The 24,122-nt window shown below is 68.5% G+C and carries 15 protein-coding genes; 8 read left to right on the top strand and 7 right to left on the bottom strand.

The annotated features are described in order from the left end of the window. The first annotated feature begins 651 nt into the window (after positions 1-651). Complete coding sequence (locus ABZV91_RS02460; protein ID WP_355234188.1) at positions 652-1,929, top strand: ROK family protein; 1,278 nt, start codon at positions 652-654, stop codon at positions 1,927-1,929. Between the two features lie 52 nt (positions 1,930-1,981). Here ABZV91_RS02460 and ABZV91_RS02455 read toward each other — a convergent pair whose 3' ends face one another. After that, entirely contained in the window at positions 1,982-3,589 is a 1,608-nt protein-coding gene (locus tag ABZV91_RS02455; RefSeq protein WP_355234186.1) for a DUF2207 domain-containing protein, read from the bottom strand. 428 nt (positions 3,590-4,017) lie between these two features. Here ABZV91_RS02455 and ABZV91_RS02450 point away from each other — a divergent pair, with 428 nt between their 5' ends. Further along, positions 4,018-4,848 (top strand): neutral zinc metallopeptidase, encoded by an 831-nt coding sequence (locus tag ABZV91_RS02450; protein ID WP_355234183.1) that lies wholly within the window; start codon positions 4,018-4,020, stop codon positions 4,846-4,848. Here ABZV91_RS02450 and ABZV91_RS02445 read toward each other — a convergent pair whose 3' ends face one another. Both ABZV91_RS02445 and ABZV91_RS02440 read right to left on the bottom strand, forming a co-directional pair. After that, positions 4,849-5,541: a TetR/AcrR family transcriptional regulator gene (locus ABZV91_RS02445; protein WP_355234180.1), complete on the bottom strand. Its 693-nt coding sequence runs from the start codon at positions 5,539-5,541 to the stop codon at positions 4,849-4,851. It lies immediately after the preceding gene. Further along, positions 5,538-7,817: an MMPL family transporter gene (locus ABZV91_RS02440; protein ID WP_355234177.1), complete on the bottom strand. Its 2,280-nt coding sequence runs from the start codon at positions 7,815-7,817 to the stop codon at positions 5,538-5,540. The genes ABZV91_RS02445 and ABZV91_RS02440 overlap by 4 nt, the downstream gene beginning before the upstream one ends. Positions 7,818-7,957: 140 nt before the next feature. Between ABZV91_RS02440 and ABZV91_RS02435 the strand changes: the two genes are divergently transcribed. The 4 genes from ABZV91_RS02435 (at position 7,958) to ABZV91_RS02420 (ending at position 18,945) form a co-directional block, all read left to right on the top strand. Then, on the top strand, positions 7,958-10,600 hold the full coding sequence (locus ABZV91_RS02435; protein WP_355234174.1) for a DNA polymerase III subunit gamma and tau: 2,643 nt from the start codon (positions 7,958-7,960) through the stop codon (positions 10,598-10,600). A 296-nt stretch (positions 10,601-10,896) separates the two neighbouring features. Continuing rightward, positions 10,897-12,108 carry an acetyl-CoA C-acetyltransferase gene (locus ABZV91_RS02430; RefSeq protein ID WP_355234172.1) on the top strand — a complete coding sequence of 404 codons (1,212 nt, stop codon included), beginning with the start codon at positions 10,897-10,899 and terminating at the stop codon, positions 12,106-12,108. A gap of 40 nt (positions 12,109-12,148) precedes the next feature. Further along, entirely contained in the window at positions 12,149-14,299 is a 2,151-nt protein-coding gene (locus ABZV91_RS02425) for a 3-hydroxyacyl-CoA dehydrogenase NAD-binding domain-containing protein (RefSeq protein WP_355234169.1), read from the top strand. Positions 14,300-15,288: 989 nt separating this feature from the next. Further along, positions 15,289-18,945, top strand: a complete 3,657-nt coding sequence (locus tag ABZV91_RS02420) for a protein kinase (protein WP_355234427.1) — start codon at positions 15,289-15,291, stop codon at positions 18,943-18,945. Positions 18,946-18,953: 8 nt separating this feature from the next. Here ABZV91_RS02420 and ABZV91_RS02415 read toward each other — a convergent pair whose 3' ends face one another. Together ABZV91_RS02415 and ABZV91_RS02410 are read right to left on the bottom strand one after the other, a co-directional pair. After that, positions 18,954-20,270: a class I SAM-dependent methyltransferase gene (locus ABZV91_RS02415; protein WP_355234166.1), complete on the bottom strand. Its 1,317-nt coding sequence runs from the start codon at positions 20,268-20,270 to the stop codon at positions 18,954-18,956. After that, positions 20,267-21,703, bottom strand: coding sequence for an FAD-binding oxidoreductase (locus ABZV91_RS02410; RefSeq protein WP_355234424.1), 1,437 nt, complete (start codon positions 21,701-21,703; stop codon positions 20,267-20,269). The genes ABZV91_RS02415 and ABZV91_RS02410 overlap by 4 nt, the downstream gene beginning before the upstream one ends. 463 nt (positions 21,704-22,166) lie before the next feature. On the opposite strand from ABZV91_RS02410, the gene ABZV91_RS02405 reads away from it, so the two are divergent. After that, positions 22,167-22,601 carry an SRPBCC family protein gene (locus ABZV91_RS02405; protein ID WP_355234164.1) on the top strand — a complete coding sequence of 145 codons (435 nt, stop codon included), beginning with the start codon at positions 22,167-22,169 and terminating at the stop codon, positions 22,599-22,601. Positions 22,602-22,681: 80 nt separating this feature from the next. On the opposite strand, the gene ABZV91_RS02400 is transcribed toward ABZV91_RS02405, so the two are convergent. Together ABZV91_RS02400 and ABZV91_RS02395 are read right to left on the bottom strand one after the other, a co-directional pair. Then, entirely contained in the window at positions 22,682-23,035 is a 354-nt protein-coding gene (locus ABZV91_RS02400; protein ID WP_355234161.1) for a VOC family protein, read from the bottom strand. 66 nt (positions 23,036-23,101) lie between these two features. Then, a complete protein-coding gene (locus ABZV91_RS02395) occupies positions 23,102-23,650 on the bottom strand; it encodes a hypothetical protein (RefSeq protein ID WP_355234158.1) in 549 nt (182 codons plus the stop codon). A gap of 142 nt (positions 23,651-23,792) precedes the next feature. Between ABZV91_RS02395 and ABZV91_RS02390 the strand changes: the two genes are divergently transcribed. Next, positions 23,793-24,119 carry a YbaB/EbfC family nucleoid-associated protein gene (locus tag ABZV91_RS02390; protein WP_063059261.1) on the top strand — a complete coding sequence of 109 codons (327 nt, stop codon included), beginning with the start codon at positions 23,793-23,795 and terminating at the stop codon, positions 24,117-24,119. The last annotated feature ends 3 nt before the right edge of the window (positions 24,120-24,122 follow it).

Here is a 24,122-nt window from a genome sequence, read left to right as displayed (position 1 = left end):
CCCCCTTCGGACTCCCCACCGTGCGCTCGGAGCATAGCAGCGGAAAATGGCGTGTACCAGGGTTTTCGTGGTGCGCCGGGCGCGTCTCGAGGGGGCGCGCCGTATCGACTCGCCCGGGTGCGCCGTTGTCCGCCGATATTCCCCGCCCACGTGCGGAAAATATTCTCCGGAAGTCTGCGGGGAATATTTCCCGGGCGTCGGCGGGGAATTACGGGGATTGCCGGCCGTGACCTTATTTCCCGGTTGATAACGGAGAATTCCATCGGGCTGCGTTTCGAATTCTCCCGGGTGACGCCGCGTCCGATACCACACCGCGGTGCGGCCGAGAATGACTGTGCACGAGGGGAAGTCGAGCGGGGCCGCGCCGAAAATATCGGGACGAGCAGGGCGAACACCCGGGCTCGCGAGACGAAGATCGCCGAAACCTTGGTGTTGTGCCCGGGGAGATGTTAATTTATTTGTTATGTCTACCAGCAGCGCCGACTCGCGGAAGGTCACCTATGTGACCGCCGCTCTGGGTCTGCGTCTGCCCCTCACCCGCGAGTTGTGTTGCCGCCGTTGCCGCGGTTGAGCGATTTGGATCTCCCAGCCGCCTCGTTGCAGTTGTAGGCATATCCCGTTTCGCGGGAGATATTCATCGAGGAAATTCATATGGCTGTCCGCACCGCCGAACGCACCGTGCCGCAGGCTTCCACTGTTCGTACCCGAGTTCCTCGTCCGGTCGTCGCCCCTGACCTGCGGTTATCGGACAATCCCGCCGCGGCCGTGCTCCGGGCCGCCACCACCGGCCCGGTGTTCCGGGACAAGACCGCACGGGCCACCGGGCTGAGCATCGCCACCGTCAATCGTCAGGTGTCCTCGCTGCTCACCGCCGGTCTGCTGCGTGAGCGGGCCGATCTGACCGCCTCCGGCGCGGTCGGGCGGCCCCGGGTGCCGTTCGAGGTCGACCACGACACCTTCGGAACCCTCGGTGTGCATATCGGCGCGGCGTCCACCCGGGTCGTGGTCTCGGATCTGCGCGGCCGGATCCTCGGCGGCCTCACCATCGCCACCCCGCAGACCGGCCAGGAGTTCGCGGTCAAGACGGTCGCGCACAGCGCGAAATCCTTTCTGCAGCGCTGGTACCGGCGCACCCCCTTATGGGTCGGCGTCGCGATCGGTGGCCGGGTGGATCCCGGCACCGGTATCGTCGACCATCCGAAACTGGGCTGGCAGGCCGCGCCGGTGGGTGCGGTGTTCAGTGAGGTGCTCGGTCTCCCGGTCACGATCGCCCCGCACGTCGAGGCCATGGCCGCTTCGGAACTCCTGTTACCGGGGGTGGGTCAGGACGCGGCGGAGGATGCCGGCCGGGCCCCGCACGGCAGCAGCCTCTACTTCTATGTCCGGGAGACCGCCGGTATCTCGGTGACCCTGGACGGCCGGGTGCACACGCCGAGCAACGGCCCGGGTTCGATCGCGCATCTGCCCACCGGCTCCGATGTCGAATGCTCGTGCGGCCGGCGCGGCTGCTTGGAGGCGACCGTCGGTGACCGTGGACTCCACGCGCGCGCCGTCGGACGGGGAATCATCCCCGCGCACAACGGCAAAGCCAGTTCGACAATCGCCGACCTCTACCGGGCGGCGGCGCGCGGTTCCGAACCGGCCCGCGAACTGCTGGCGGAACGGGCCACCGTGCTCGGCCGGACAGTAGCGCTGGTCCGGGACATGCTCAACCCCGATCGGGTGGTCCTCGGCGGGCAGGCGTTCACGACCTATCGTCCCGGGCTCGCGCATGTGGCGCGTGCCTTCAACGAATCCACGATGCTGCCGCCCACGGATATCCGGGTCACCGGGTACGCCTCGAAGGTGCAGGAGTTCGCGGCCGTCGTCACCTCGCTGAGCGCGCTGTACGCCGATCCGCTCGCCGCGCTGCGCCGCGTCACGGCATAGGGTCGGTGCCCCGATGGGCCCCGTGCGGTGACCGCCGCACGGGGCCCATCTGTTACTTCGCCGGGAACAGCGATTCGATCGCGGTGATGAAATACGGGAAGTGCACGGCGAACCGGTGCAGGTCCCGGTCGCCTTCGAAACCGCCGAACCAGTACAGCCCGGGATCGTGGTCGGCGGAGGGGTCGATATCGCGGAAGATGCGGACCCAGTTGTCGGCTCGGCTCCAGACCACCATGTAGGGCAGACCGCGGGAGAACACGAGTTCGCGGTCGCCGGGCGGGATCTGCCGGCTGGTGACCTGTTCCAGACCCCGCTGCAAGCCGCGGACCTGCGCGGTCAGCGTCCGGCCGAAGGCGGTGCGTACCGGGAGGAAGCGCTGGGCCGCGAGCAGCGCGCCACCGGCCAGTGCGATCGCCACACCCACCAGGGCGTGTCCGGCCAGCAGGGCGGCGAGGACGGTGACCGCGGCACCGAGGACGATCAGGCCGCCGCCCAGCCACAGCGGAATCCGGCGGCGCACGGGGTCGATGAAGGCGCCGCGGTCGACTGCGTCGGCGACCATGGCCCGGCGCAGCGGTTCGGTGGGCAGTCGGCCGGGCGCGGCGAGTTCGGCCATGGTGACCGCGTCGGTGCCGGGCGGCAGCAGCGCGTCGTAGACCGTACGCTCATAGCCGCGTAGCTGGTCGTCGGCCGGATTGACCCGGGCCAGCCGCCACTGGGTCTCGCCGATGCGCGCGATCCACAGATAGTTGCGGACCGCGAGATCCACCACCGTGGCGGCGATATCGGTCGGATCGGAATGACCGTCGAGCAGCACTCCGGCCTCACCCGGCAGGATGCCCGCCGGGGAGCTGAAATGGGTCCGCCCGCCACTGCGCACCAGCGGTTCCATCGGCTCGGCGGGCACGGATTGCCGCCGCACCCAGAAGATGTAGGCGGCCAGCGCCACGAGGGCGGCCACCAGCAGGCCGAACGCCACCAGTACGGGCCCGGTCACCGCGAAGGGTGAATCGCCGGGGCCGGTGATATCGGCGTTCGGCGGTACGGTCCCCGGCGGAATCTGCAGGGTCAGGTCGACCGATTCGCCCTTGCGCAGATTCGTCTGGTCCAGGTACATGACGCCGTCCGGCTCGATCCGCACCTGGGCGCAGGGCCGGGTGTTGCCGATCGGGCCCAGCAGGCACTCCACGATGCCCATCTCGAAACTGGGGCTGATGAGCGAGGCATGGATCTCGGCGAGATCGACATTGAGCACGCCGAACCAGCGGAAGACCTGACTGCCCTCGGCATCGCTGACCGTATTGCGCACCGAATAGCGGACGGTGGTCTCCCCGGGACCCGCGTCCACGGTGAACAGATCGTCGGCGATCGTCGCGCTGCCCGGGCCGCTGGTCTCGATATCGGTGACCGCGAACCGGCGTTCTGAGTCCTCGCTGATCTGCACCCGCAGCGGCAACGTCATGGTGAACCGTTCGCCGGGCGGAACCGTCACGCGCTCGGTCACTTCGAGGATGCCCTCGCGGTTCAGCGTCATATCCAGGTACAGGATCGAACCGGCCGGCTCCTGGGCCCGGGCGACCGGTGCGTTCGTCCCGAAAACGGCGAGTAATCCGGTCAGTGCGAGCAGCAGCGCCAGCGCGCCCCCCCGAAATGTGAGCATGACTCGTAACCATAGACAGCTTGCTATCCTGCGTCAGCGGCTGTTGGTGTTCGGAGAAGGCGAGGGGGTCCGGGGGAGTGTCACAACCACCTTACGGGCGCGGACCGGTACCGCCCGGCAGGCAGCCGATACCACCCGGTGGCCGGCCCCCGTACGGTCCCCGGCCCGGCGGACCGCCACGGCCGCCCTATCCGCCTCAGGGCGGGGGCTTTCCGCCCCAGGGTGGTGGTTATCCGCCGCCGCCCGGGCCCGGTTACCCTCCCGCGCAGGGGTATCCGCACCGGCCGCCGCCGGGCTATCCCCGGCAAGGCCCGATCTCCGGCTATCGCCCGATCGTCGCGCCGCCCATGCCGCCGCCGGTGCCCTACCGGGTGCCCAACGCACCGCGGCCACGGAGCCGGCGCAGCAGCGGCAGTACGTTACTGCTGGTGCTCGCGGTGATCCTGGTGCTGGTCGGCGCCCTCGTGCGGGGCGCGCTGAATTCCGACGGCCTGAAAGTTCTGGGCCCGCAGCCCGAGCACAGCTACGACACCGGAGAGACCGGTCCGGCCGAAACCGGATCCAATCCACTGCTCACCGACCCGGACGCGACGCTGATCCCCGCGAACTGCGAGTACGCGCAGTGGGGGGCCGATGAGGACACCGCCCGGGCGTTCTTCGAGAGTGCCGAGCAATGCCTGGAGGCGGCCTGGCAGCCGGTACTGGCGGACGCGGGGCTGCCGTTCGAGCCACCGACCGTGCTGGTATCGGCGGACACCGAGGGCATCACCACACCGTGTACCGGTTCGACCGACAACTTCGCCGCGTTCTACTGTCCGGCCAACCGGACCATCTATATGCCGGTCAGCCAGTTGCAGACCGACTACTATCACGACAACTGGGTGGTCTACCTGTCGGTGTTCGCCCACGAGTACGGGCATCACATCCAGAACATGTCCGGCATCCTGCTGGCCGCCAACAGCGCCCGGGTCGATGCCGGCGCGCGCAGTCCGGAGGGGCTCGAACTGTCGCGGCGAGTGGAGCTGCAGGCCAACTGTTTCGACGGGATGTATCTGATCTCCTCGGCCGACGGCGGCGCGCTCACCGACCAGCAGATGACCGATGCGCGAACCGATGCCGACCACCGCGGTGATCAGCACGGCGATATGCGCGATCACGGCGCTCCGGACAACGGCGGCCGCTGGTTCGGGCTGGGCGTCGAACACAATCTGACTGCGGAATGCAACACCTTCACCGCCTCGGCCGACGCGGTGAGTTGATCAGTCCGACCGACCCGGTCCGCGTATCCGCGAGCGGAGTTCCATCACCCACTGGGTCATTTCGGCGGGCGATTTGTCCGGGCCCATCAGTTCGGTGAGCACGTGCCCGAAACACGCCGCGTCCAGCACTCTTTCGGCGACAGTCATCGGATCACCCCAGGGGAGATAGGGTTTCGCCAGCAGGAGCGAGGCGATGCCGTGCGCTGCCGCCCACAGTTCGAGGACCAGTGGGGTGGGGTCCGCGCGGTCGATGAGGCCGTCGGACATGGCTTCTTCCACGGTCGCGGCGAAATACCGGAAGGCGCCACTGGTCAGCACCATGTCCACGGCGCCCTGATGGGTGGTCGGGATGGTGGCCAACCGGTACTGCTCGGGGTGGTCGAGGGCGAACCGTACGTAGGCGAGGCCGAGCCGGTGCAGGCGCAGCGCCGGCGGGTCCGCCGGATCGACCGCCGCCTGCATCGCGGTGTTCAGCGCTTCGAAGACCTCCGCCACCGCGGCCTCGATCAGCGCGTCCTTGTCCGCGAAGTGCCGATAGATGGAGGGCGCGCTCACCCCCACCACACCCGCGACCGCGCGGATCGATACGGCGCCGACATCGCCGGTGCGCTCCAGCAGTTCCCGGGTGGCCGTGATGATCTCCGCGCGCAGCCGGCTGCCGTACCCGCGTGGGGAGCGTGGCCGCCCGGTCATACGCGCACCGGCGGTTCGGCGGCGGTACCGCGCGCGTCCACGGGTTCCTCACTGAACCCGAACCGGTCGTGCAGCCGGGCCAGCGGTTTCGGTGCCCACCAGTTGAGCGGGCCCATCAGTTTCATCAGCGCCGGCACGAGCAGGGCCCGGATTAGTGTGGCGTCGGCGAGCACGGTCAGGGTCAAGCCGAGGCCCATCAGCTGGATGAACGACACCTTGGAGGTGGTGAGGGCGCCGATCACGATGGCCATCAGCACGGCCGCGGCGGTGAAGATACGCCCGGTGCGGGCCACTCCGACCGCGACGGCTTCGGTGTTGGCCTCCCGTGCCGACTCCGTGCCGCCGTACTCGGCTCGCCGGCGCAGCCATTCCTCCCGGATCCGCGACAGCAGGAACACCTCGTAGTCCATGGACAGCCCGAAGGCCAGGCAGAACATGAGGATCGGCATGGTCGGCACCAGATAGCCGACAGCGGTGAAGCCGAGCAACCCCTGCAGATGGCCGTCCTGGAAGATCCACACCATGGCGCCGAACGCGGCGGTCAGCGAGAGGGTGTTCAGCAGCAGCGCCTTCAGCGGCAGGATCAGGCTGCCGGTGAACAGGAACAGCACCACGAACGTGGACAGCACGATGAGCAGACCGGCCAGCGGCAGCCGCTCGGCCAGCGCGTCGAGTGAGTCCTCGTTCACTGCGGCGGAGCCGCCGAACAGGACCGGGGCCGGCGGGTCGACCGCCCGCAACGCGTCCAGCTGTTGTGCGCCGGCGGGGGAGAACGGGTCGACCGTGCTGTTGACGGTCAGGTAGGCGCCGGTGCTGTTCGTCATACCCGGCGGCGTGGGGGCGAGCCGGTTACCGGAGACGTACACGCCGGCGCTGGACAGCACTCCGGTGACATCGTCGATCTCGGACAGTCGCGCCGCGTAGTCGCCGACTCCGGCTTCGTCGCGGTAGTCGTCCAGCACGATCGTGGTGTTGCCCCCGGGATCGGCGCGCGGGAACTCCGCCCGGATCTCGTCGCCCACCTGCCGGCTGGCCGCCGAATCGGGCAGCACCCGTTCGTCGGGGTAGCCGAATTTCACCGAGAGGAACGGTGAGCCCAGCGCCAGCATGAGCGCCACGATCACCACGGAGACCGGGACCGCGGCCCGCATGACCCGTTTGACCAGGCGGTACCAGCCGGTCCGCTCCGGCACCATGGCACCCAGCGGCTCGGGTTCGCGGCCGAACAGACGCAGGATGGGCGCCCGCAGGTCGAGGGCGTCGACCCGGTGCCCGAGCAGCACCAGCGCGGCGGGCAGCACCACGATCGACGCGACAGCGGCCGCGATCACCACCGCGACGCCGGAGTAGGCGAACGAGCGCAGGAAGTACAGGTCGAACACCAGCATCGCCGACAGCGACAGCGCCACGGTGACCGCGGAGAACAGTACGGTGCGACCGGCGGTCTGCAGTGCGCGGACGGTGGCCGCGCGCGGGTCGCGACCGGCCGCGAGTTCTTCCCGGAAGCGGCTGACGATGAACAGGCTGTAGTCGATGGCCAGCGCCAGGCCCAGCGCGGTGGTCAGGTTCATCGCGTAGATGGAAACGTCGGTGAACAGGGTGAACAGTTTGAGGATGGCCAGCGTGGCGGCGATCGCGAACAGTCCGACCAGCAGCGGCAGCGAGGCCGCGATCAGGCTGCCGAAGACCAGGACGAGCACCACCAGGGTGAGCGGGATCGCCGCGGTCTCGGCGATGGCCAGGTCATGTGTGATCTGGTCGTTGACCTCGTGGAAGGTCGCCGCGGTGCCGCCGGCCCGGATGGTCACCCCGTCGGTCGTTCCGGTGACCTGCGCGCCGAGTTCGCCGGCGGCATTCTGGAACTGGGTCTCGTCGCCCGCGAGATTGACGGCGATGAGCCCGGATTCGCCGTCGGTGCTGCGCAGTACGCTCGCGACCGCCGGTGTCGGGGCGGTCCAGTACGACTGCACGCCGTCGGTGTCCGGGTGGGCGCGCACGATATCGATCACCTGGAGGGCGCGAGCCCGCACGTGGTCCGCGTCGACCCCGTCCGGCGATTCGACCAGGAGGATGTAGTTGGGCGCGGCGCCGTCGAAGTTGTCGGTGAGCTGCTGGGCGGCGCGAATGGATTCCGCGTCGGCGGAGACGAACCCGCCGGATTTCAACCCGGCGGCCGCGGTGGCGCCGAAGACCCCGCACAGCAGTGCGACCCCCAGTGCGCCGAGAAGTATCGCGCGCGGGAATCGGGTGGTGAACTGCGCGACGCGGATCAACATGCGGTGGCCCCCGAATCGGTAAGTTAGTGGCGTTAGCGTAACGCTGTTAACCCAAGGAGGGAAGAGGCCATTCGGACGGCGTGGTGGACGGGTACCCACGCCGGGTGCGCGCTGTCGGTCTCCGCCGGTAGCCTCTGGCCGTGGCTCTGTACCGGAAGTACCGACCGGCAACGTTCGCTGACGTGGTGGGCCAGGAGCATGTCACCGACCCGCTGTGTATCGCCCTCGACACCGGCCGGATCAGTCATGCCTATCTGTTCTCGGGTCCGCGCGGTTGCGGTAAGACCTCCTCGGCCCGAATCCTCGCCCGCTCGCTGAACTGCGTGCAGGGTCCCACCTCCACCCCCTGCGGCACCTGTGCCTCCTGCGTGTCCCTGGCTCCGGGCGGCGGCGGAAATCTCGACGTGATCGAACTGGACGCCGCCAGCCACGGTGGCGTCGACGACACTCGCGAACTACGCGACCGGGCCTTCTACGCGCCCGCCGAATCGCGCTACCGGGTGTTCATCGTCGACGAGGCGCATATGGTCACCACGGCCGGGTTCAACGCGCTGCTGAAGATCGTCGAGGAACCCCCGGCCCATCTGATCTTCGTCTTCGCCACCACCGAGCCGGACAAGGTGCTGCCGACCATCCGCTCGCGCACCCACCACTACCCCTTCCGGCTGCTGCCTCCCGCCACCATGCGCGGCCTGCTCGGCGGCATCTGCGAACAGGAGCAGGTGCCGGTGGAAGAAGCGGTGTACCCGTTGGTGATCCGCGCGGGTGGTGGCTCCCCGCGCGACAGCTTGAGCGTGCTCGACCAGTTGCTCGCCGGCGCCGAGTCCGAGGGCGTCACCTATTCGCGCGCCGTCGCACTGCTGGGGGTGACCGATGTGGCGCTGATCGACGACGCGGTCGACGCGCTGGCGGCCGGGGACGGCGCCGCCCTGTTCGGCACCGTCGACCGGGTGATGGAGGCCGGGCACGATCCGCGCCGGTTCGCGGTGGATCTGCTCGAGCGGTTGCGCGACCTGATCCTGCTACAAGCCGTACCCGATGCCACCGAGCGCGGACTCGTCGCCGCGCCCGCCGACCTGCTCGACCGGATGCGCGATCAGGCCGCCCGGCTCGGGCCGGCGGCCCTCACCCGCTACGCCGAGCTCCTGCACGCCGGACTGGGGGAGATGCGGGGAGCCACCGCGCCGCGGCTGCTGCTCGAGGTCGTCTGCTCCCGGATGCTGTTGCCCGCCGCGGACGAATCCGAGGCCGCGACCCTGCAGCGGCTGGAACAGCTGGAACGGCGGGTCGCCTCCGGAGCCGTCGCGGCCCCGGCCGCCCTGCCCGCGGGCGAACCGCCGGCACCGGGATCCGCCGAGGCGGCCCGGCCGCCCGCGCGTCCGGCCGCGTCGGATCCGTCTCGCCGCCGCGGGGCCGAAGCCCTGGCCGCGCTGCGGGAGTCCAGGTCCGGGCGCTCGCCGGAGCGCGCCCCGGCCGCCGAGTCGCCGACGGAGCCGGCACGTCCCCCGTCCGATCGAGGCGGCCCGGGCCAGGAGACATCCGCTCCGTCGCGGCCGGCGGATGCGGTCGGAGTGGATTCGGCCGGCCCGGAAGGCTCCGACGGCGGGAGTCGTGCGCATACCGCGGGTGCGGGAGCCCCGGCCGGACCCGCGGCGCCCGCCACACCGGACGAAGTCGCCGATATGGGCTCGGCCGGTGCTGCTGAGGGCGTGGCGCGCGATCCGGAATCGACTCCGTCCCCGGATCCGGCGCGTACGGAGACGGCGGCCCGGCCGGACCCGGCCACCGAGACCGCCGACCGCCCGGACCCGGCGCGGGCCGATAGCGCCACCGGCCCGGACCCGGCACGCGCCGAGACCGCCGCTCGGCCGCCGATGAGTGACTCGTTCGCCGGCGGCGACACGAGCTCCGGCCATGCCTCCGCGCCCGCGCCGGCCGGGCCCGGTGCCGATCCGGCGACCGGCCCGGCTGCCGAGGCGACCCCGGCCGATCCGGAGTTGCTGGCCGCCGTGGAGGCCGCGTGGCCGGAGATCAAGGTGAAGGTCAAGGAGTTCGGCCCGACGATCGGCGCGATGCTGACCTCGGGGGCGTCGGTGGCCGGGGTCCAGGATGGTGAGATCGTGCTGGCCCACCATGCCGCGCTGGTCCAGCGGCTTTCCCAGCCGCAGCCGTTGTCGGCGGTCCGCTCGGCGGTGAGCGCGGTACTCGGCCGGGAACATCCGGTCCGCTGGGTCGTCGCGGGCCAGCAGGTCTCGCGGGGCCCCGGTGGGCGTGAACGGGGCGGACGCCGGTCCGGTGACTCCGAGTCGGGTGATTCCGACGGCGGTCGCCGAGGCGGTCCGCAGCGCCCGGCGCCGAGCCGGCCCGGCGCGGAGTCGCCGGACGGACCACGCCGGGCAGACAGCGCCGAGGAGGCGCCCACCGGCCCCACCGGTGACGAGCAGGGCAGCGGTGCGCGGTCGGCCGGGAGTGCTCGCTCCGGTGCCGGTGATCCGGCTCGCCGGCCGCGTTTCTCGCGGCCGAGCCAGGCCAAGTCCGGGGCGGCGGCTGCCGCGGCGAGCCCCTACGACGACATCCCGCCCCCGGACTATCCGGATCTGCCCGACGATCCGGGTGATCACGGTTACACCCCGCACAGCGTGCCCGCGTCCACTCCGGAGGAGGAGCAGGAGATGCTGGCGGAGTCGGCGCAGCCGGTCGCGCCGGGCGATCGGCGCGACCCGGACGAGGTCGCGCTGCGGCTCCTGGCCAGTGAGCTGGGCGCCACCCCGTTGAACGGTTGACAAGCACCGTCTCCACCACGTTAAGTTAACCGGAGTTCGCATCCGGCGGTACTATGGGCGGGTAGCTGCGGACTTCGGCGAGACGAGGTTCTATGGTGGGCCGTGAGGTACGGGCTGCTCGGTACCTCCGAGGCGACCCGTGCCGTGGTTTGTACAGCGTATGCCCGCGCGGGTGACCGGCCCGTCAGTGCTGCTCAACTGAATACGGACGGTCGGTCGAACGGCCGGTCGGCGAGGTACTCGCGTCCGCTCCGCCTGGTGCGGGTGGGCGTATTCCTACGAAGGGACATTCCGATATGACCACAGAGGCCTACATTTACGAGGCCATCCGCACCCCGCGCGGCCGCAACAAGAAGGGGTCGCTGCATTCGGTCAAGCCGATCGACCTGACCACCGGCCTGGTGCAGGAGCTGCGCAACCGCTTCCCGAATCTCGACGAGGACCGGATCTCCGACCTCATCCTCGGTGTCGTCTCCCCGGTCGGTGACCAGGGCTCCGATATCGCCCGCACCACGGTGCTGACCGCCGGCCTGCCGCAGACCGTCGGCGGTGTGCAGGTCAACCGTTTCTGTGCCTCCGGCCTGGAAGCCGTGAACATGGCCGCGCAGAAGGTGCGCTCCGGCTTCGACGACCTGGTCCTGGCCGGCGGTGTCGAATCCATGTCCCGCGTGCCCATGGGCTCCGACGGTGGCGCCTGGATGCTCGACCCGGCCACCAACTACGACACCTACGTCGTACCGCAGGGCATCAGCGCCGACCTCATCGCCAGCATCGAGGGCTTCTCCCGGGAAGACGTCGACGCCTACGCGGTGCGCTCGCAGGATCTGGCCGCCAAGGCCACCACCGGCGGCTACTTCGCCAAGTCGATCGTCCCGGTCAAGGACATCAACGGCCTGACCGTGCTGGACCACGACGAGCACATGCGGCCCGGCACCACCCTGGAAGACCTGGCCAAGCTGAACCCGTCCTTCGCCGGCATCGGTGAGATGGGCGGCTTCGACGCGGTGGCGCTGCAGAAGTACCACTTCGTGGAGAAGATCGACCACGTCCACCACGGCGGCAACAGCTCCGGCATCGTCGACGGCGCCGCGCTGGTGCTGGTCGGCACCGAAGAGGCCGGTCAGGCCTCGGGCCTGACCCCGCGGGCCCGTATCGTCGCCACCGCCACCAGCGGCGCGGACAGCACCATCATGCTCACCGGACCCACCCCGGCTTCGCAGAAGGTACTGGCCAAGGCCGGGCTGACCGTCGACGACATCGACCTGTTCGAGATCAACGAAGCCTTCGCCTCGGTGGTGCTGAAGTTCCAGAAGGATCTGCAGATCCCGGACGAGAAGCTCAATGTCAACGGTGGCGCCATCGCCATGGGCCACCCGCTCGGCGCCACCGGCGCCATGATCACCGGCACCATGGTCGACGAGCTGGAGCGTCGTAACGCCCGCTACGCCCTGATCACGCTGTGCATCGGCGGCGGCATGGGTGTGGCCACCATCATCGAGCGCGTCTGACGCCCCCGACCCCTTATCTTCCCGAGGAGACAGAAAAACCGTGAGCGAAGCCAACATGATCGGTTGGGAGAAGGATTCGGACGGCATCGTCGTGCTGACGATGGACGACCCGAACCAGGGCGCCAACACCATGAACGACCTCTACAAGAAGTCGATGACCGCGACGGTCGATCGGCTCGAGGCCGAAAAGGACGACATCACCGGTGTCGTGCTGACCTCCGCGAAGAAGACCTTCTTCGCCGGCGGTGACCTGAAGAACATGATGCAGGTCGGACCGGACAACGGGCCCGAACTGATGGCCGAACTGACCGAGATCAAGTCGGCCCTGCGCCGCCTGGAGACCCTCGGCAAGCCGGTCGTGGCGGCCATCAACGGCGCCGCGCTCGGCGGTGGCCTCGAGATCGCGCTCGCCACCCACCACCGGATCGCGGCCGATGTTCCCGGCTCCCAGATCGGCCTGCCCGAGGCCACCCTGGGCCTGCTGCCCGCCGGCGGCGGCATCATCCGTACCGTGCGCATGCTCGGCCTGCAGAACGCGCTCATGGGCGTGCTGCTGCAGGGCCAGCGCAACAAGCCGGCCAAGGCCAAGGAGATCGGCCTGGTCGACGAGCTGGTCGGTTCGATCGAGGAACTGGTACCCGCCGCCAAGGCGTGGATCAAGGCCAACCCCGAGGGCGGCGTCCAGCCGTGGGACAAGAAGGGCTTCAAGATCCCCGGCGGCACCCCCGCCAGCCCGTCCTTCGCCGCGACCCTGCCGGCCTTCCCGGCCAACCTGCGCAAGCAGCTCAAGGGCGCCAATATGCCGGCTCCGCGCGCCATCATGGCCGCGGCGGTCGAGGGCTCGCAGGTCGATATCGACAACGCGTCGCTCATCGAATCGCGCTACTTCGTGCACCTGCTCACCGGGCCGGTCGCCAAGAACATGATCCAGGCGTTCTTCTTCGACCTGCAGACCATCAACAACGGTGGTTCGCGTCCCAAGGACGTGCCGAAGAAGGAGATCAAGAAGGTCGGCGTGCTCGGCGCGGGCATGATGGGCGCCGGTATCGCCTACGTATCGGCCAAGGCCGGGTACGAGGTCGTGCTCAAGGACGTCAGCATCGAGGCGGCCGAGCGCGGCAAGGGCTACTCGGAGAAGATCGAGGCCAAGGCGCTGTCCCGGGGCAAGACCACCGAGGAGAAGTCCAAGGCGCTGCTCGACCGGATCAAGCCGACCGCCGACGCGGCCGACTTCGCCGGTGTCGACTTCGTGATCGAAGCGGTCTTCGAGAGCACCGAACTCAAGCACAAGGTCTTCCAGGAGATCGAGGACATCGTCACCCCCGACGCGCTGCTCGGCTCCAACACCTCGACCCTGCCGATCACCGGCCTGGCCGAGGGCGTGAAACGCCAGGAAGACTTCATCGGCATCCACTTCTTCTCACCGGTCGACAAGATGCCGCTGGTGGAGATCATCAAGGGTGAGCGGACCTCCGACGAGGCCCTGGCCCGGGTGTTCGACTACACCCTCGCCATCAAGAAGACCCCGATCGTGGTCAACGACAGCCGCGGCTTCTTCACCTCCCGCGTGATCGGCACCTTCGTCAACGAGGCGATCGCCATGCTGGGCGAGGGCATCGAGCCCGCGACCATCGAGCAGGCCGGTTCGCAGGCGGGCTACCCGGCGCCGCCGCTGCAGCTGACCGACGAGCTCAATATGAAGCTCATGCAGAAGATCGCCCGGGAAACCGAAGCAGCCGCCAAGGCGGGCGACGCCGCCATGGGTACCGAACGGCACCCGGCCATCGACGTAGTCGACTACATGGTGGAGCAGGGGCGCCCGGGCCGCCTGGAGAAGGCCGGCTTCTACGAGTACGACGAGAACGGCAAGCGGCTCAACATCTGGCCGCAGCTGCGCGAGCACTTCAAGACCACCGCCGGTTTCGACGTGCCGCTGCAGGACCTGATCGACCGCATGCTGTTCGCCGAGGCCATCGAAACCCAGAAGTGTTTCGACGAAGGTGTTCTGGAATCCACCGCGGACGCCAATATCGGCTCCATCTTCGGTATCGGGTTCCCGGCCTGGACCGGTGGTGTCCATCAGTACATCGTCGGCTACCCCGGTGGTCAGGAGGCCTTCGTGGCCCGGGCCGACGAACTGGCGAAGAAGTACGGCAAGCGCTTCGAGGTTCCGGCTTCGCTGCGCAAGTAGGTCCGGCTGCCCCCGGACCGGGAGACCGGCCGGACGAGCACCATCCGGCGACCCGCCCCACGACACTGTGGGGCGGGTCGCTGTGTCTGCGGCGCCGCGGGGTCGAGGCCCCTTGTCTCGCCGTGTCGGCCCCGAGACTCGCGCTTCGCGCATGCGATGTGCGGTGGGCCGCCCATAGAAGGCGACCTTCGAGCACCTTCGGCCAACGGGCGAGACGGGCAACGACCATCGGAGGGTGTCTCACAACACTCGACGCATACGGGTTGCGTCGGCATTCGACGTCCGGAACGGATGCCGACTCGACCGCACGGTTGATCAGGCATCGGACCGCCTTCGCGCACGGTGGTGGATCTTCGGTGCCGAGTTCGGCGGGGCGTCCGAAGGGTCGGGACGGGCCTCGACTCATCGAGGTGTCGACTCCACGCATGCGACTGCGCGGAGGACCGGCCGGTGGGTTACGGGCTTCGAGGTGTGCGTTATGGCATCGGAACGAACCCGGAATGTGATCGCGCGGGGCGGTGTGGATACCCGGAAAGCTTGTGGAAGCCTTGGGATAATCGCGAGCTTCCCGCCCAGGTGGCGTCGGCGGGTCGCGGGATGGGACCGCTGTTCGAACGGTCGCGCGCCGCGCCGCGGGCGCCGTACGGGTGTGGGACCGGGCCTGCTAACAGGACACGCGAGCCCGACGAAACACCCATAGAGGTATCGGGCGCGCTACGTTGGAAGTGAGGACCGGAACGGCCGGCGCGGCGAAATTCGCCCCCGCAGCCGATTCGTTACGAGTGCGAGGTGGTGAGATGACCCCACGAACGCGTTCGGGCCCCGGGGGCCGCGAATCGGATAACGCCTACGCCGCTGCCGACGCCGCCGGTCCGCCGGATATTGCTGCTCCCGAAATGTCCGCGGTGGAGCGGGATGCCGAATCCGCCGAGCCCGGTGCGGAATCGGCGGGCCCCGGTGCCGCGCGGAGTGCGACGCCCGAGCCCACGATGGGTGTCGCCACCCCCGCGGAGGCCGACCCGCGGGAAGCGGAGCGGACAGCCGAGGAACTGGCGGCCCTCGGGTTCACCGAAGCCCACGAGATCGGCCGCGGCGGCTTCGGGGTCGTGTACCGGTGTGTGCAGCGGGCCCTGGACCGTGTGGTCGCGGTGAAAGTGCTCTCCTCCGATCTCGACCCTGAGAGCCGGGAGCGTTTCCTGCGGGAGGAACACGCCATGGGCAGGCTGTCGGGACATCCCAATATCGTCGACATCCTGCAGGTCGATGTGACCGCCAGCGGGCTGCCGTTCATCGTGATGCCGTTCGCCACGCACGGGTCGCTGGAACGGCTCATCCACGAGACGGGTCCGCTGAGCTGGGCCGATACCCTTCGGGTCGGGGTGAAACTGGCGGGTGCCATAGAAAGCGCGCATCGCACGCGGATCCTGCACCGGGATGTGAAGCCGGCCAATGTGCTGCTCAGCTCCTACGGTGAGCCGCAGCTCACCGATTTCGGGATCGCCCGGATGCCGGGTGGTTTCCAGACGTCCAGCAGCCAGATCACCGGTTCCCCCGCGTTCACCGCTCCCGAAGTCCTCAAGGGCGCCGAACCCACCGTCCGCTCGGATGTGTACGGGCTCGGCGCGACCCTTTTCGCCCTGCTCACCGGCCATGCCGCGTTCGAGCGGCAGGCCGGGGAACGGGTGGTCGCGCAATTCCTCCGCATCACCACCCAACCGGTGCCGGATCTGCGGGAGCAGGACATTCCCGCCGATGTGGCCGCGGTGATCGAACAGGCCATGGCCCAGGAACCGGAGCAACGGCCGGATTCCGCCTACGAGTTCGGCGAGATGCTGCGGGCGGTACAGGTCGCTCACGACCAGGTACCCGACGAGATGGCGCTGCTGGACCCGGAGGTCACGGCGGTCGACGCCGTGCCGCCCGCCCACGACCGGGCGCCCGCGGTGACCGCGCGGCGCAGTTGGCCGCTGCTGCCGCCGACCCTCGCGGGTCGCAAGGAAACGGACGCCGCGCCGAGCCCGTTCGGTACCCCCGGCGCACGCAAGCGCGGGCCCGCAGCGGGCCCGCGCAGCAGCGCATCCGGTCGTCTCGGCACCTCCGCGCTGGAACGTTCGCCGTCCACGCTGCCGCCGAGCCCGGCCACCAAGTTCCGCCCGCCCACCCCGCCCCGGGAACCGGTGCGCCGGCCGCGGCTGCTGGACATCCTGCGCGAAGGGGTCGGCCGCCGGCTCACCGTGATCCACGCGCCCGCCGGTTTCGGTAAGAGTGTGCTGGCCGCGCAGTGGCGCGACGAACTCGCCGCACTCGATCTCCCGGTCGCCTGGATAGGCATCGACAGCCGGGACGACAACGAGGTCTGGTTCCTGGCCCATCTGATCGAGGCCGTGAACCGGGTCCGGCCCGAGATCGGTACCGGGCTGTGCCAGATGCTCGAGGAGCGCCCGGCCGATACCGTCGCGTTCGCGATCTCGAGCCTGATCGACGAACTGCACACCAGCGGGAAACCGGTGGTCGTGATCATCGACGACTGGCACCGTCTCACCGATCCGGGCGCTCTGCGGGTGCTGTCCGCGCTGCTGGACAGCGGCTGCCATCATCTGCGCTTCGTGGTGACCAGCCGGGACCCTTCCGACCTGCCGATGGGCCGGATGCGGATGAACGACGAGCTGGCGCAGATAGATTCCGAGCAATTGCGCCTGACCCGCGGTGAGGTCGGCGAGATACTGGTGCGCCGCAACGGGTTCGCGCTCGACTCCGGCCAGCTCGACCGGGTGTACGCTGCCACCGACGGCTGGCCCGCCGCGATCCAGCTGATCAGCCTGGCGCTGCGCGACGACCCGAACCCCGCCGAGCTGCTGAACCGTATGTCCGAAGGTGAGCACGGTATCCGCGAGTACCTCGCCGAGAACGTGCTGGACACGCTGGAACCGGAGATGCTGGATTTCCTGTCCGATCTCGCGGTGGTCGAGCACGCGAACGGGTCCCTGGCCACCGCTGTCACCGATAACGACGAGGCCCCGCGTCTACTCGAGCAGGCGGAGCGGCGGGAACTGTTCGTGCGCCGCACCGACGAGGATCCCGAGTGGTACCGGATGCAGCCGCTGTTCGCCGAATACCTGCGGGCGCGGCTGGAACGGACTCGGCCGGGCCGGGTGAAGGCGCTGCACCGGCGGGCCGCGCGCTGGTTCGCCGAACGCCAGCTGTTGCGCCGGGCGGTGGATCATTCGCTGGCCGGTACCGACTTCAAAACCGCGCTCGACCTGCTGGAGAGCGGCGGGATGGACCTGATCGACGGCTCGCGGGTGGCGACGCTGCTCGGGTCGGTCTCGAAGCTGCCGATGCAGCAGGTGGCGTCGCGGTCGAAGCTGCTGATGGCGGTGGCGCGCGCGAATGTGAACCTGCAGCAGTCCACCGCGGCGCGCTCGGCCCTGAACCGGCTGTCCAATGTGCTGTCCCGGAGTCCGGAAGACGACACCGAGGTACGCACCCAGCGCTGCCAGGCCGCGGTGCTCGCGGCCTCGGACGAGATCTCCCACGACCGCACCGCCGGTGTGCTCGAGCAGGTCGCCGAATCACTGGAGCATCCCGACGAGCTTCCGGCGTGGACGGTGGCGACGGCGGCGAATATCAGTGCCTATGTCCGGCTCTGTGAATTCGACTACCCGGCCGCGGCGGCCATGCTGGAGTGGGCGCGGCCGTACCAGGAGCGGTCCCGCGAACCGCTCGGTGAGATCTTCGCCTGGTGCGGCCGCGGACTCCTCGCCTACGAACAGCTCGATATCCCGGCCTCGCTGAGCGCCTATCAGCAGGCCTACAAAACAGCGCAGACCCGGTCCGGGCCACGCTCACACGGTGCGCGGGCGGTCGCCGGACTGCTCGGCGAACTGGAATACCGGCGCGGTGATCTGCGCGCCGCCGAGGAGCTGTTCGACGAGAGCTATCAGCTGGTCGCGCGGATCGGCCCGATCGAATCACTGATCGCCACCATTGTGACCGGGGCCCGGGTGAAGGCGCTGCGCGGCGACATCACAGCGGCGGCGGTGCGGCTGGCCGAGGGGGCGCGGATCGCCGCGGATCACCAGCTGTCCCGGCTGGCCGCCCATATCCGGGCCGAGCAGATCCGGCTGGGCATAGTGCAACCGGGCCCGGGCGATCGGCCGGAAGCCGCGGACAGCACCGCGCGTCGCCTGGCGAAAGTCACCGGGCAAGGCCGTGATTCCGGTTCCGACGGCGCGCCGACCGTGTTGAATATCGAAGCCGGGGAGGTCACCGTCATCCGCGCCCTGCTCGAATCCGGAGACCGGCAGGAGCACGAGCGCGCCGCCCGCCATGCTCGTGCGCTCTACGGGCGCACCGTCGAACAACGGCGGCCCCGAGCCCAACTCGATATGTCCTTGCTGCTCGCCGAATGCCTGGCCACCGCGGGCTGGGTCGGCGAATCGGCGGCTCTGCTGGCGCCGGTGATGTCCACCTGCGCCGAACTCGGCTGGACCCGGCCGCTACTGGATGCCGGGCCGGCGGTACGCGAGATCCTGCGCGTGGTGCGCGACGATCTGCCGGTCACCACGCCGGACGGAACGGACACGGTCCGCACGCTGGGTGAGATCCGTGTCCCGATCCGCTTCCTCGACGAACTGCTCAGCTGAACAGCCGGTTACGGCTGCCACCAGGGGCGCAGCGGCACCTCGGGCTGTCCGGACGGCCCGAGCTTCACGCCGAGCACCTGATGCAGCTGGACGACATTGCGTTCGAAACCGAGCCGGCTACCCGCCATGTACAGGCCCCACACCTTGGCGGTGCCCTCGCCGGCCTCTGCCACGCACGCATCCCAGTTGGCGACCAGGTTCTTGCACCACTCGGCGAGAGTCAGCGCGTAGTGTTCGCGAAGATTCTCCTCGTGCAGTACCTCCAGACCCACATTCTGGATATCGCTGATGATGCGGCCGGAGCCGATGAGCTCGCCGTCGGGGAACACGTACCGGTCGATGAAATCGCCCGCCTTGGTGGTGCGGGTGTTGTCCGGCCGGGTGATGCAGTGGTTCAGGAACAGGCCGCCCGCACGCAGCTTGCTCTGGATGAACCGGAAATAGTACGGGTAGTTCTGGACACCGATGTGCTCGGTCAGTCCGATCGAGGACACCGCGTCGAACTCGTTCTCGGTGACGTCGCGGTAATCGGAGTGGCGAACCTCGGCCAGCTCACCGAGACCTTCCTCGGCGATCTTCTGCTGCGCCCAGGCGGCCTGTTCGGCCGAGAGCGTGGCACCGATGACCCGGACCCCGCGCTTGGCGGCGTAGCGGACCATGCCGCCCCATCCGCAGCCGATATCGAGAAGGCGATCGCCTTCCTTCAACCGCAGTTTCTCGAAGACCAGCCGGTACTTGTTCTCCTGTGCCTGCTCCAGCGTCCAATCCCGCTCGCCGTAGCACGCACAGGTGTAGGTCATAGACGGGCCGAGCACGTACTCGTAGAACGTGTTCGAGACGTCGTAGTGGTGGTGGATGACCTCGGCGTCGCGGGCCTTGGAATGCCGCAAGCCCTCCAGGGCGATCCGACGCCAGCGTGGCAGCGTCTCCTGGGGAGGCGGCGGCACCGGGCGCAGCCGCTCCCAGCCCAGCGAGCGGGCGATCGCCACCAGCGACAATGCCGACGGACGTTTGAATTTCAGGTCCGTCATGGCGGCGAGGATGGCGTACGGGTCGCCGGGGTGCACTCCGGCCGCGTCCATATCGCCGGAGATGTAGGCGCGGGCCAGACCGAGATCACCGGGTGCGTTGGCGAGGTAGTTGATTCCGCGCGGGTTGCGGATATCGAGTGCGAATTCGGAATCCACCGGTCCGGTGGTGCTGCCGTCGTAAGCGGTCAGCTTGATGGGAACATCGCCGTCGACCAAGGTCTCGACGACTTCGGCGATGCTGAGCCGGGTGCCCAGATCCGCGAAAGCATCGGATCTATCCTTGAATGTCGTCATCTGCGTTGCACCGCCTTCGAGTACAGATCCAGCAGTCGCTGGCCGGGATCGTAGCGTTTCTTCAATGCTTTGTAACTTTCACCGCCGTAAAGGGCGGCAAATTCCTCGGGCTCGTAAAAAGAGTCCGAGTACAGGGATTTGTGTCCGTCGAATTCGGTGACGGTTTTCTCGATGGCACGGTTCGCCGCACCATCCGACTGGCCGGGCGATTTGGGAACCGCCGACCAGAAGCCGATATTCACATAGGTGCGACCGGGTCGCAGCGGGTACAGCGGCCAGGGGCGTTCGCTGTCGGGAGTGCCGGAATCGCGCAGCCGCAGCGGGCACAACCAGAGGGGTTCGATGGGGATCTCGCGCAGGAACCACTCCACGAAATCCGCGGTGCGCTCTACCGGGACCTCGACGTCCTGCACTACGCGCTCCTGGGGCGGCTCGCCTTTCCGCGCGGCCAGCTTGTCACCGATGTTGTAGCGGTGATCGAGTGCGACCAGCTTCCAGTAGAAACTGCTGCGCCGATAGCGTTTCGGCCAGAAACGTCGGATCCTCGGGTTCTGCGTCCCGAAGGCGCGCGAGCACCAGAACCAGTCGGTGTCCCACCGCCAGAGATAGTCGTGGATGGTCAGCCGGTCGCGCTTGGGCGCCGGGCCGTCGTGCTGGATGGAGCGGTAGTAGATGTCCATACCGGTGTAGTCGCTGACCGGGCCCGGCTCATCGGTCTGCCGGCCCAGCGTCAGGTAGCTCTCCCCGGCGCTGAACACGACCCCGTCCAGATAGTCGACCCGTTCACCGTCGTAGCCGCGGTCCAGTACGACCCGGTCCAGGACCGATTCCAGTTCTCGCAGATCGTGGAACCGCAGATGGCGCAACTCGACATACGGCAGTACCTGTTCGAGCTCGATCTTCAGCCGGGTGGTGTAGCCGAGCGTGCCGTAGGAGTTCGGGAAACCGCGGAAGAGTTCGGCATCCGCCCCGTCCGGGCCGATGGTGACGATCTCGCCGGCCCCGGTCAGCACCTCCATCTCCAGCACCGATTCGTGCGGCAGGCCGTTGCGGAAGGAGGTCGATTCGATCCCGAGTCCGGTCACCGCGCCACCCAGAGTGATGGTCTTGAGCTGCGGCACCACCAGCGGTGCCAGGCCGTAGGGCAGCGTGGCCGCCACCAGCTCCTCGTAGGTCGTCATGCCCGCGACCTCGGCCGTCTTCGCATCCGGATCGACCTCGATCACCCGGGTGAGACCCGAGACGTCCAGGCCCGGTGCCGTGTTCTTCGTCCGGGCCCGGAAGAGATTCGACGTCTTCTTGGCCAGTCGCACGTCGGCGTCGGCCGGGATGGCGCGATAGCTCGCGAGCAGGCGATCGACACCTGCCCGATATGCGGCGAACCCGGATTCATATGCGGCCGGACTGTGGCCGGCCTTCCCCAACAGACTCATTGCCACGTCTAGACGCTAGTCCTACTCGGTCGCGAGCGGCCACAGCGGGGGGATTGTCGGTGGCGAAATGTCACATATCCGTTGCACCGTGTTCGAAGAATTGTTCACCGGGGTTGACCGCTATTCCTGAATTGTCGGTATTCGTACGGACTCGAGCGCGAAGAGAAAAGTACCGCGTACCGGGATGTTCAGGGGAGTTGCTTGTGAGGGATGAGGGTTGAACGCGACCACGTCGGTGAGGAAGCACGCTCATTTGCGGAGAGGTGGGCGCGCGTGTGCGACGGAGCGGGGAAGGGCTGAGGCCCGTCTCGACGTTTCGGCCTCGAAGCGCATGCGCCGCAGGCGCGAGTCCCGGGGCCGAAACGGCGAGGCATGAGGTGGGGCCCTCGACCCCGCGCGCGCCGACGCGTCATAAACACAGCAGGATGGGGCTGTCACAACACATCCCGATAAGGAGTTCACCGTGGGACAGGTCAAAGCCGGCAGTTCGATCGAGGTCGCCGCAGACCCGCAGCGCGCGCTGGCGGCGGTCACCGATTACACGGAGGTGCGCCCGAAGATCCTGTCGGCGCACTACCGCGACTACAAGGTGGTCGAGGGCGGCCAGGGCGACGGCACCGTCGCCGAATGGACGTTGCAGGCCACCGAGAAACGAGTGCGCAATATCCGCGCGCAGGTCTCGGTCGCCGACAATGTCGTCACGGAGAAGGACGCCAATTCCTCGCTCGTCAACACCTGGACCGTCGCCCCGGCCGGGACGGGTTCGACGGTCACCCTGGAGACCACCTGGCAGGGCGCCGGCGGGGTCAAGGGCATCTTCGAGGGCATTTTCGCACCGCTGGGCCTGCGGAAGATCCAGGCCGAGGTGCTGGCGAACCTGAAGGGCGAACTCGCCTGATCCGGTGACACCCGGCCGGATCGGCCGGTCGCCGGGAGCGGAAGGGGATCCGCACCCGGTGACCGCCGCTCCGGCGCGTGTCAGGGGAGGGCGGCGATATCGAACAGGTTGCGCTCGGGGTCGGCGAGCGTCGTCCACTTGATCCCGGATTCGCCGAAGTCGCCGATATGTTTCGCGCCCAGGGCGAGGGCCCGCTGGATCTCGGCGGACAGATCGGTCGCCAGCAGATCCAGGTGGATCGAGTTCTTGCCCGGTGTCCGATCGGGCACCTGCACGAACATGAGTGGCGGGGTCATTCCCGTCTCGCGTCCCACGGTCGCGAAGAATTCGGTGGCTTCGGCGTCCACCGGATGGTCGAGCAGTTGTGCGTAGAAGTTCGCCAGTTCGGCGGCGTTGTCGCAGTCGTAGGTGGTGCAGGCGATGGTCGGTGCCATGGTGTGGTCCTGTTCTCGAACGAGTCGGATTCCTGCATCATCGGTCAGCCCACCGACAATTCTTCCTCAGGCGAGGACGAACGACAGCAGTACCGGGGTCCGGGAGGTGCCACGCCACCAGGAATAGCCGAGCCACACACCGGGCACGACCTCCCGGATCTCGTCGTAGACCTGCGGCGTGATCGCCGGTGTGTAGTCGAGCACCCAGGTGGGTTCGCCGTCCTCCCGGGACGGAGCCAGGTAGACCTCGGCGGGCCAGCCCTCGATATCCGCGCCGGTGACCCGGTTGATCAACGTACCGCCCTCGGGGCCCGTGTCGAAGGTTTTGCCGAGCCAGAACGTGGGCGCGACGAGTTGGACGACCGAGCTGGAGGTCACCCAGCCGTTCTTCACCCCGGACGGTACCGCCCCGGCCTGTGCGGCCAGGTAGATCTCGGCGTGCTGCCGGGCGGTACAGCGCGCGCGTAAGGAGTCGATGGTGACGGCCGGTGCGGCGGGATCGATGACGCAGCCGTTGCCGTGGTCGGTTATCGCGTGGGGGTCGGCTTCGGCGGTCGCCGCGCGGAACACGCCGGATACCATGATGAGCGCACCCAGCAAATATCCCTTGGACACAGTTTGCTCCAGTAACAATCAGAATTTCGGCGCGGCGCAATCGCACCGGCGAACTCGATCTTAGGGCGGCGTCGGGTGGCGGCGGAATCGGCGGCCGAGGCGGTCTAGGCTGAATTGTGACCCGTCCGTAGAGAGGAATCCCGTGCAGCCCGATGGTCAGTTCGATATGCAGCAGTTGCTCCAGCAGGCCCAGCAGATGCAGGAGCAGGTGATGGCCGCGCAGGCCGAGATCGCCGCGGCCGAAGTGGACGGTCAGGCCGGCAACGGCTTGGTCCGCGTGACGATCAAGGCGACCGGCGAGGTGCAGTCGCTGACGATCGATCCCCAGGCGGTCGATCCCGAAGATGTGGAAACCCTGCAGGACCTGGTGATCGGCGCCATCAACGACGCCATGGCCAATGCCCAGCAGCTGGCGGCCGAACGACTCGGGCCACTGGCCGGCGGCGCACCGGGTCTGCCCGGCTTCTGATCG

This window comes from Nocardia sp. NPDC004568 (assembly GCF_040609955.1).
Lineage (GTDB): Bacteria > Actinomycetota > Actinomycetes > Mycobacteriales > Mycobacteriaceae > Nocardia.
Note: the sequence above shows the minus strand (reverse complement) of the source record. Positions and strands in the feature narration are given on the sequence as shown.

Bases quoted from the DNA above. Each gene is read 5' to 3' on its own strand.
- ABZV91_RS02460 (WP_355234188.1), top strand. From the start codon at position 652: ATGGCTGTCCGCACCGCCGAACGCACCGTGCCGCAGGCTTCCACTGTT.
- ABZV91_RS02400 (WP_355234161.1), bottom strand. From the start codon at position 23,035: ATGGCACCGACCATCGCCTGCACCACCTACGACTGCGACAACGCCGCC.
- ABZV91_RS02420 (WP_355234427.1), top strand. From the start codon at position 15,289: ATGGGTGTCGCCACCCCCGCGGAGGCCGACCCGCGGGAAGCGGAGCGG.
- ABZV91_RS02415 (WP_355234166.1), bottom strand. From the start codon at position 20,270: ATGACGACATTCAAGGATAGATCCGATGCTTTCGCGGATCTGGGCACC.
- ABZV91_RS02430 (WP_355234172.1), top strand. From the start codon at position 10,897: ATGACCACAGAGGCCTACATTTACGAGGCCATCCGCACCCCGCGCGGC.
- ABZV91_RS02410 (WP_355234424.1), bottom strand. From the start codon at position 21,703: ATGAGTCTGTTGGGGAAGGCCGGCCACAGTCCGGCCGCATATGAATCC.
- ABZV91_RS02445 (WP_355234180.1), bottom strand. From the start codon at position 5,541: ATGACCGGGCGGCCACGCTCCCCACGCGGGTACGGCAGCCGGCTGCGC.
- ABZV91_RS02455 (WP_355234186.1), bottom strand. From the start codon at position 3,589: ATGCTCACATTTCGGGGGGGCGCGCTGGCGCTGCTGCTCGCACTGACC.
- ABZV91_RS02440 (WP_355234177.1), bottom strand. From the start codon at position 7,817: ATGTTGATCCGCGTCGCGCAGTTCACCACCCGATTCCCGCGCGCGATA.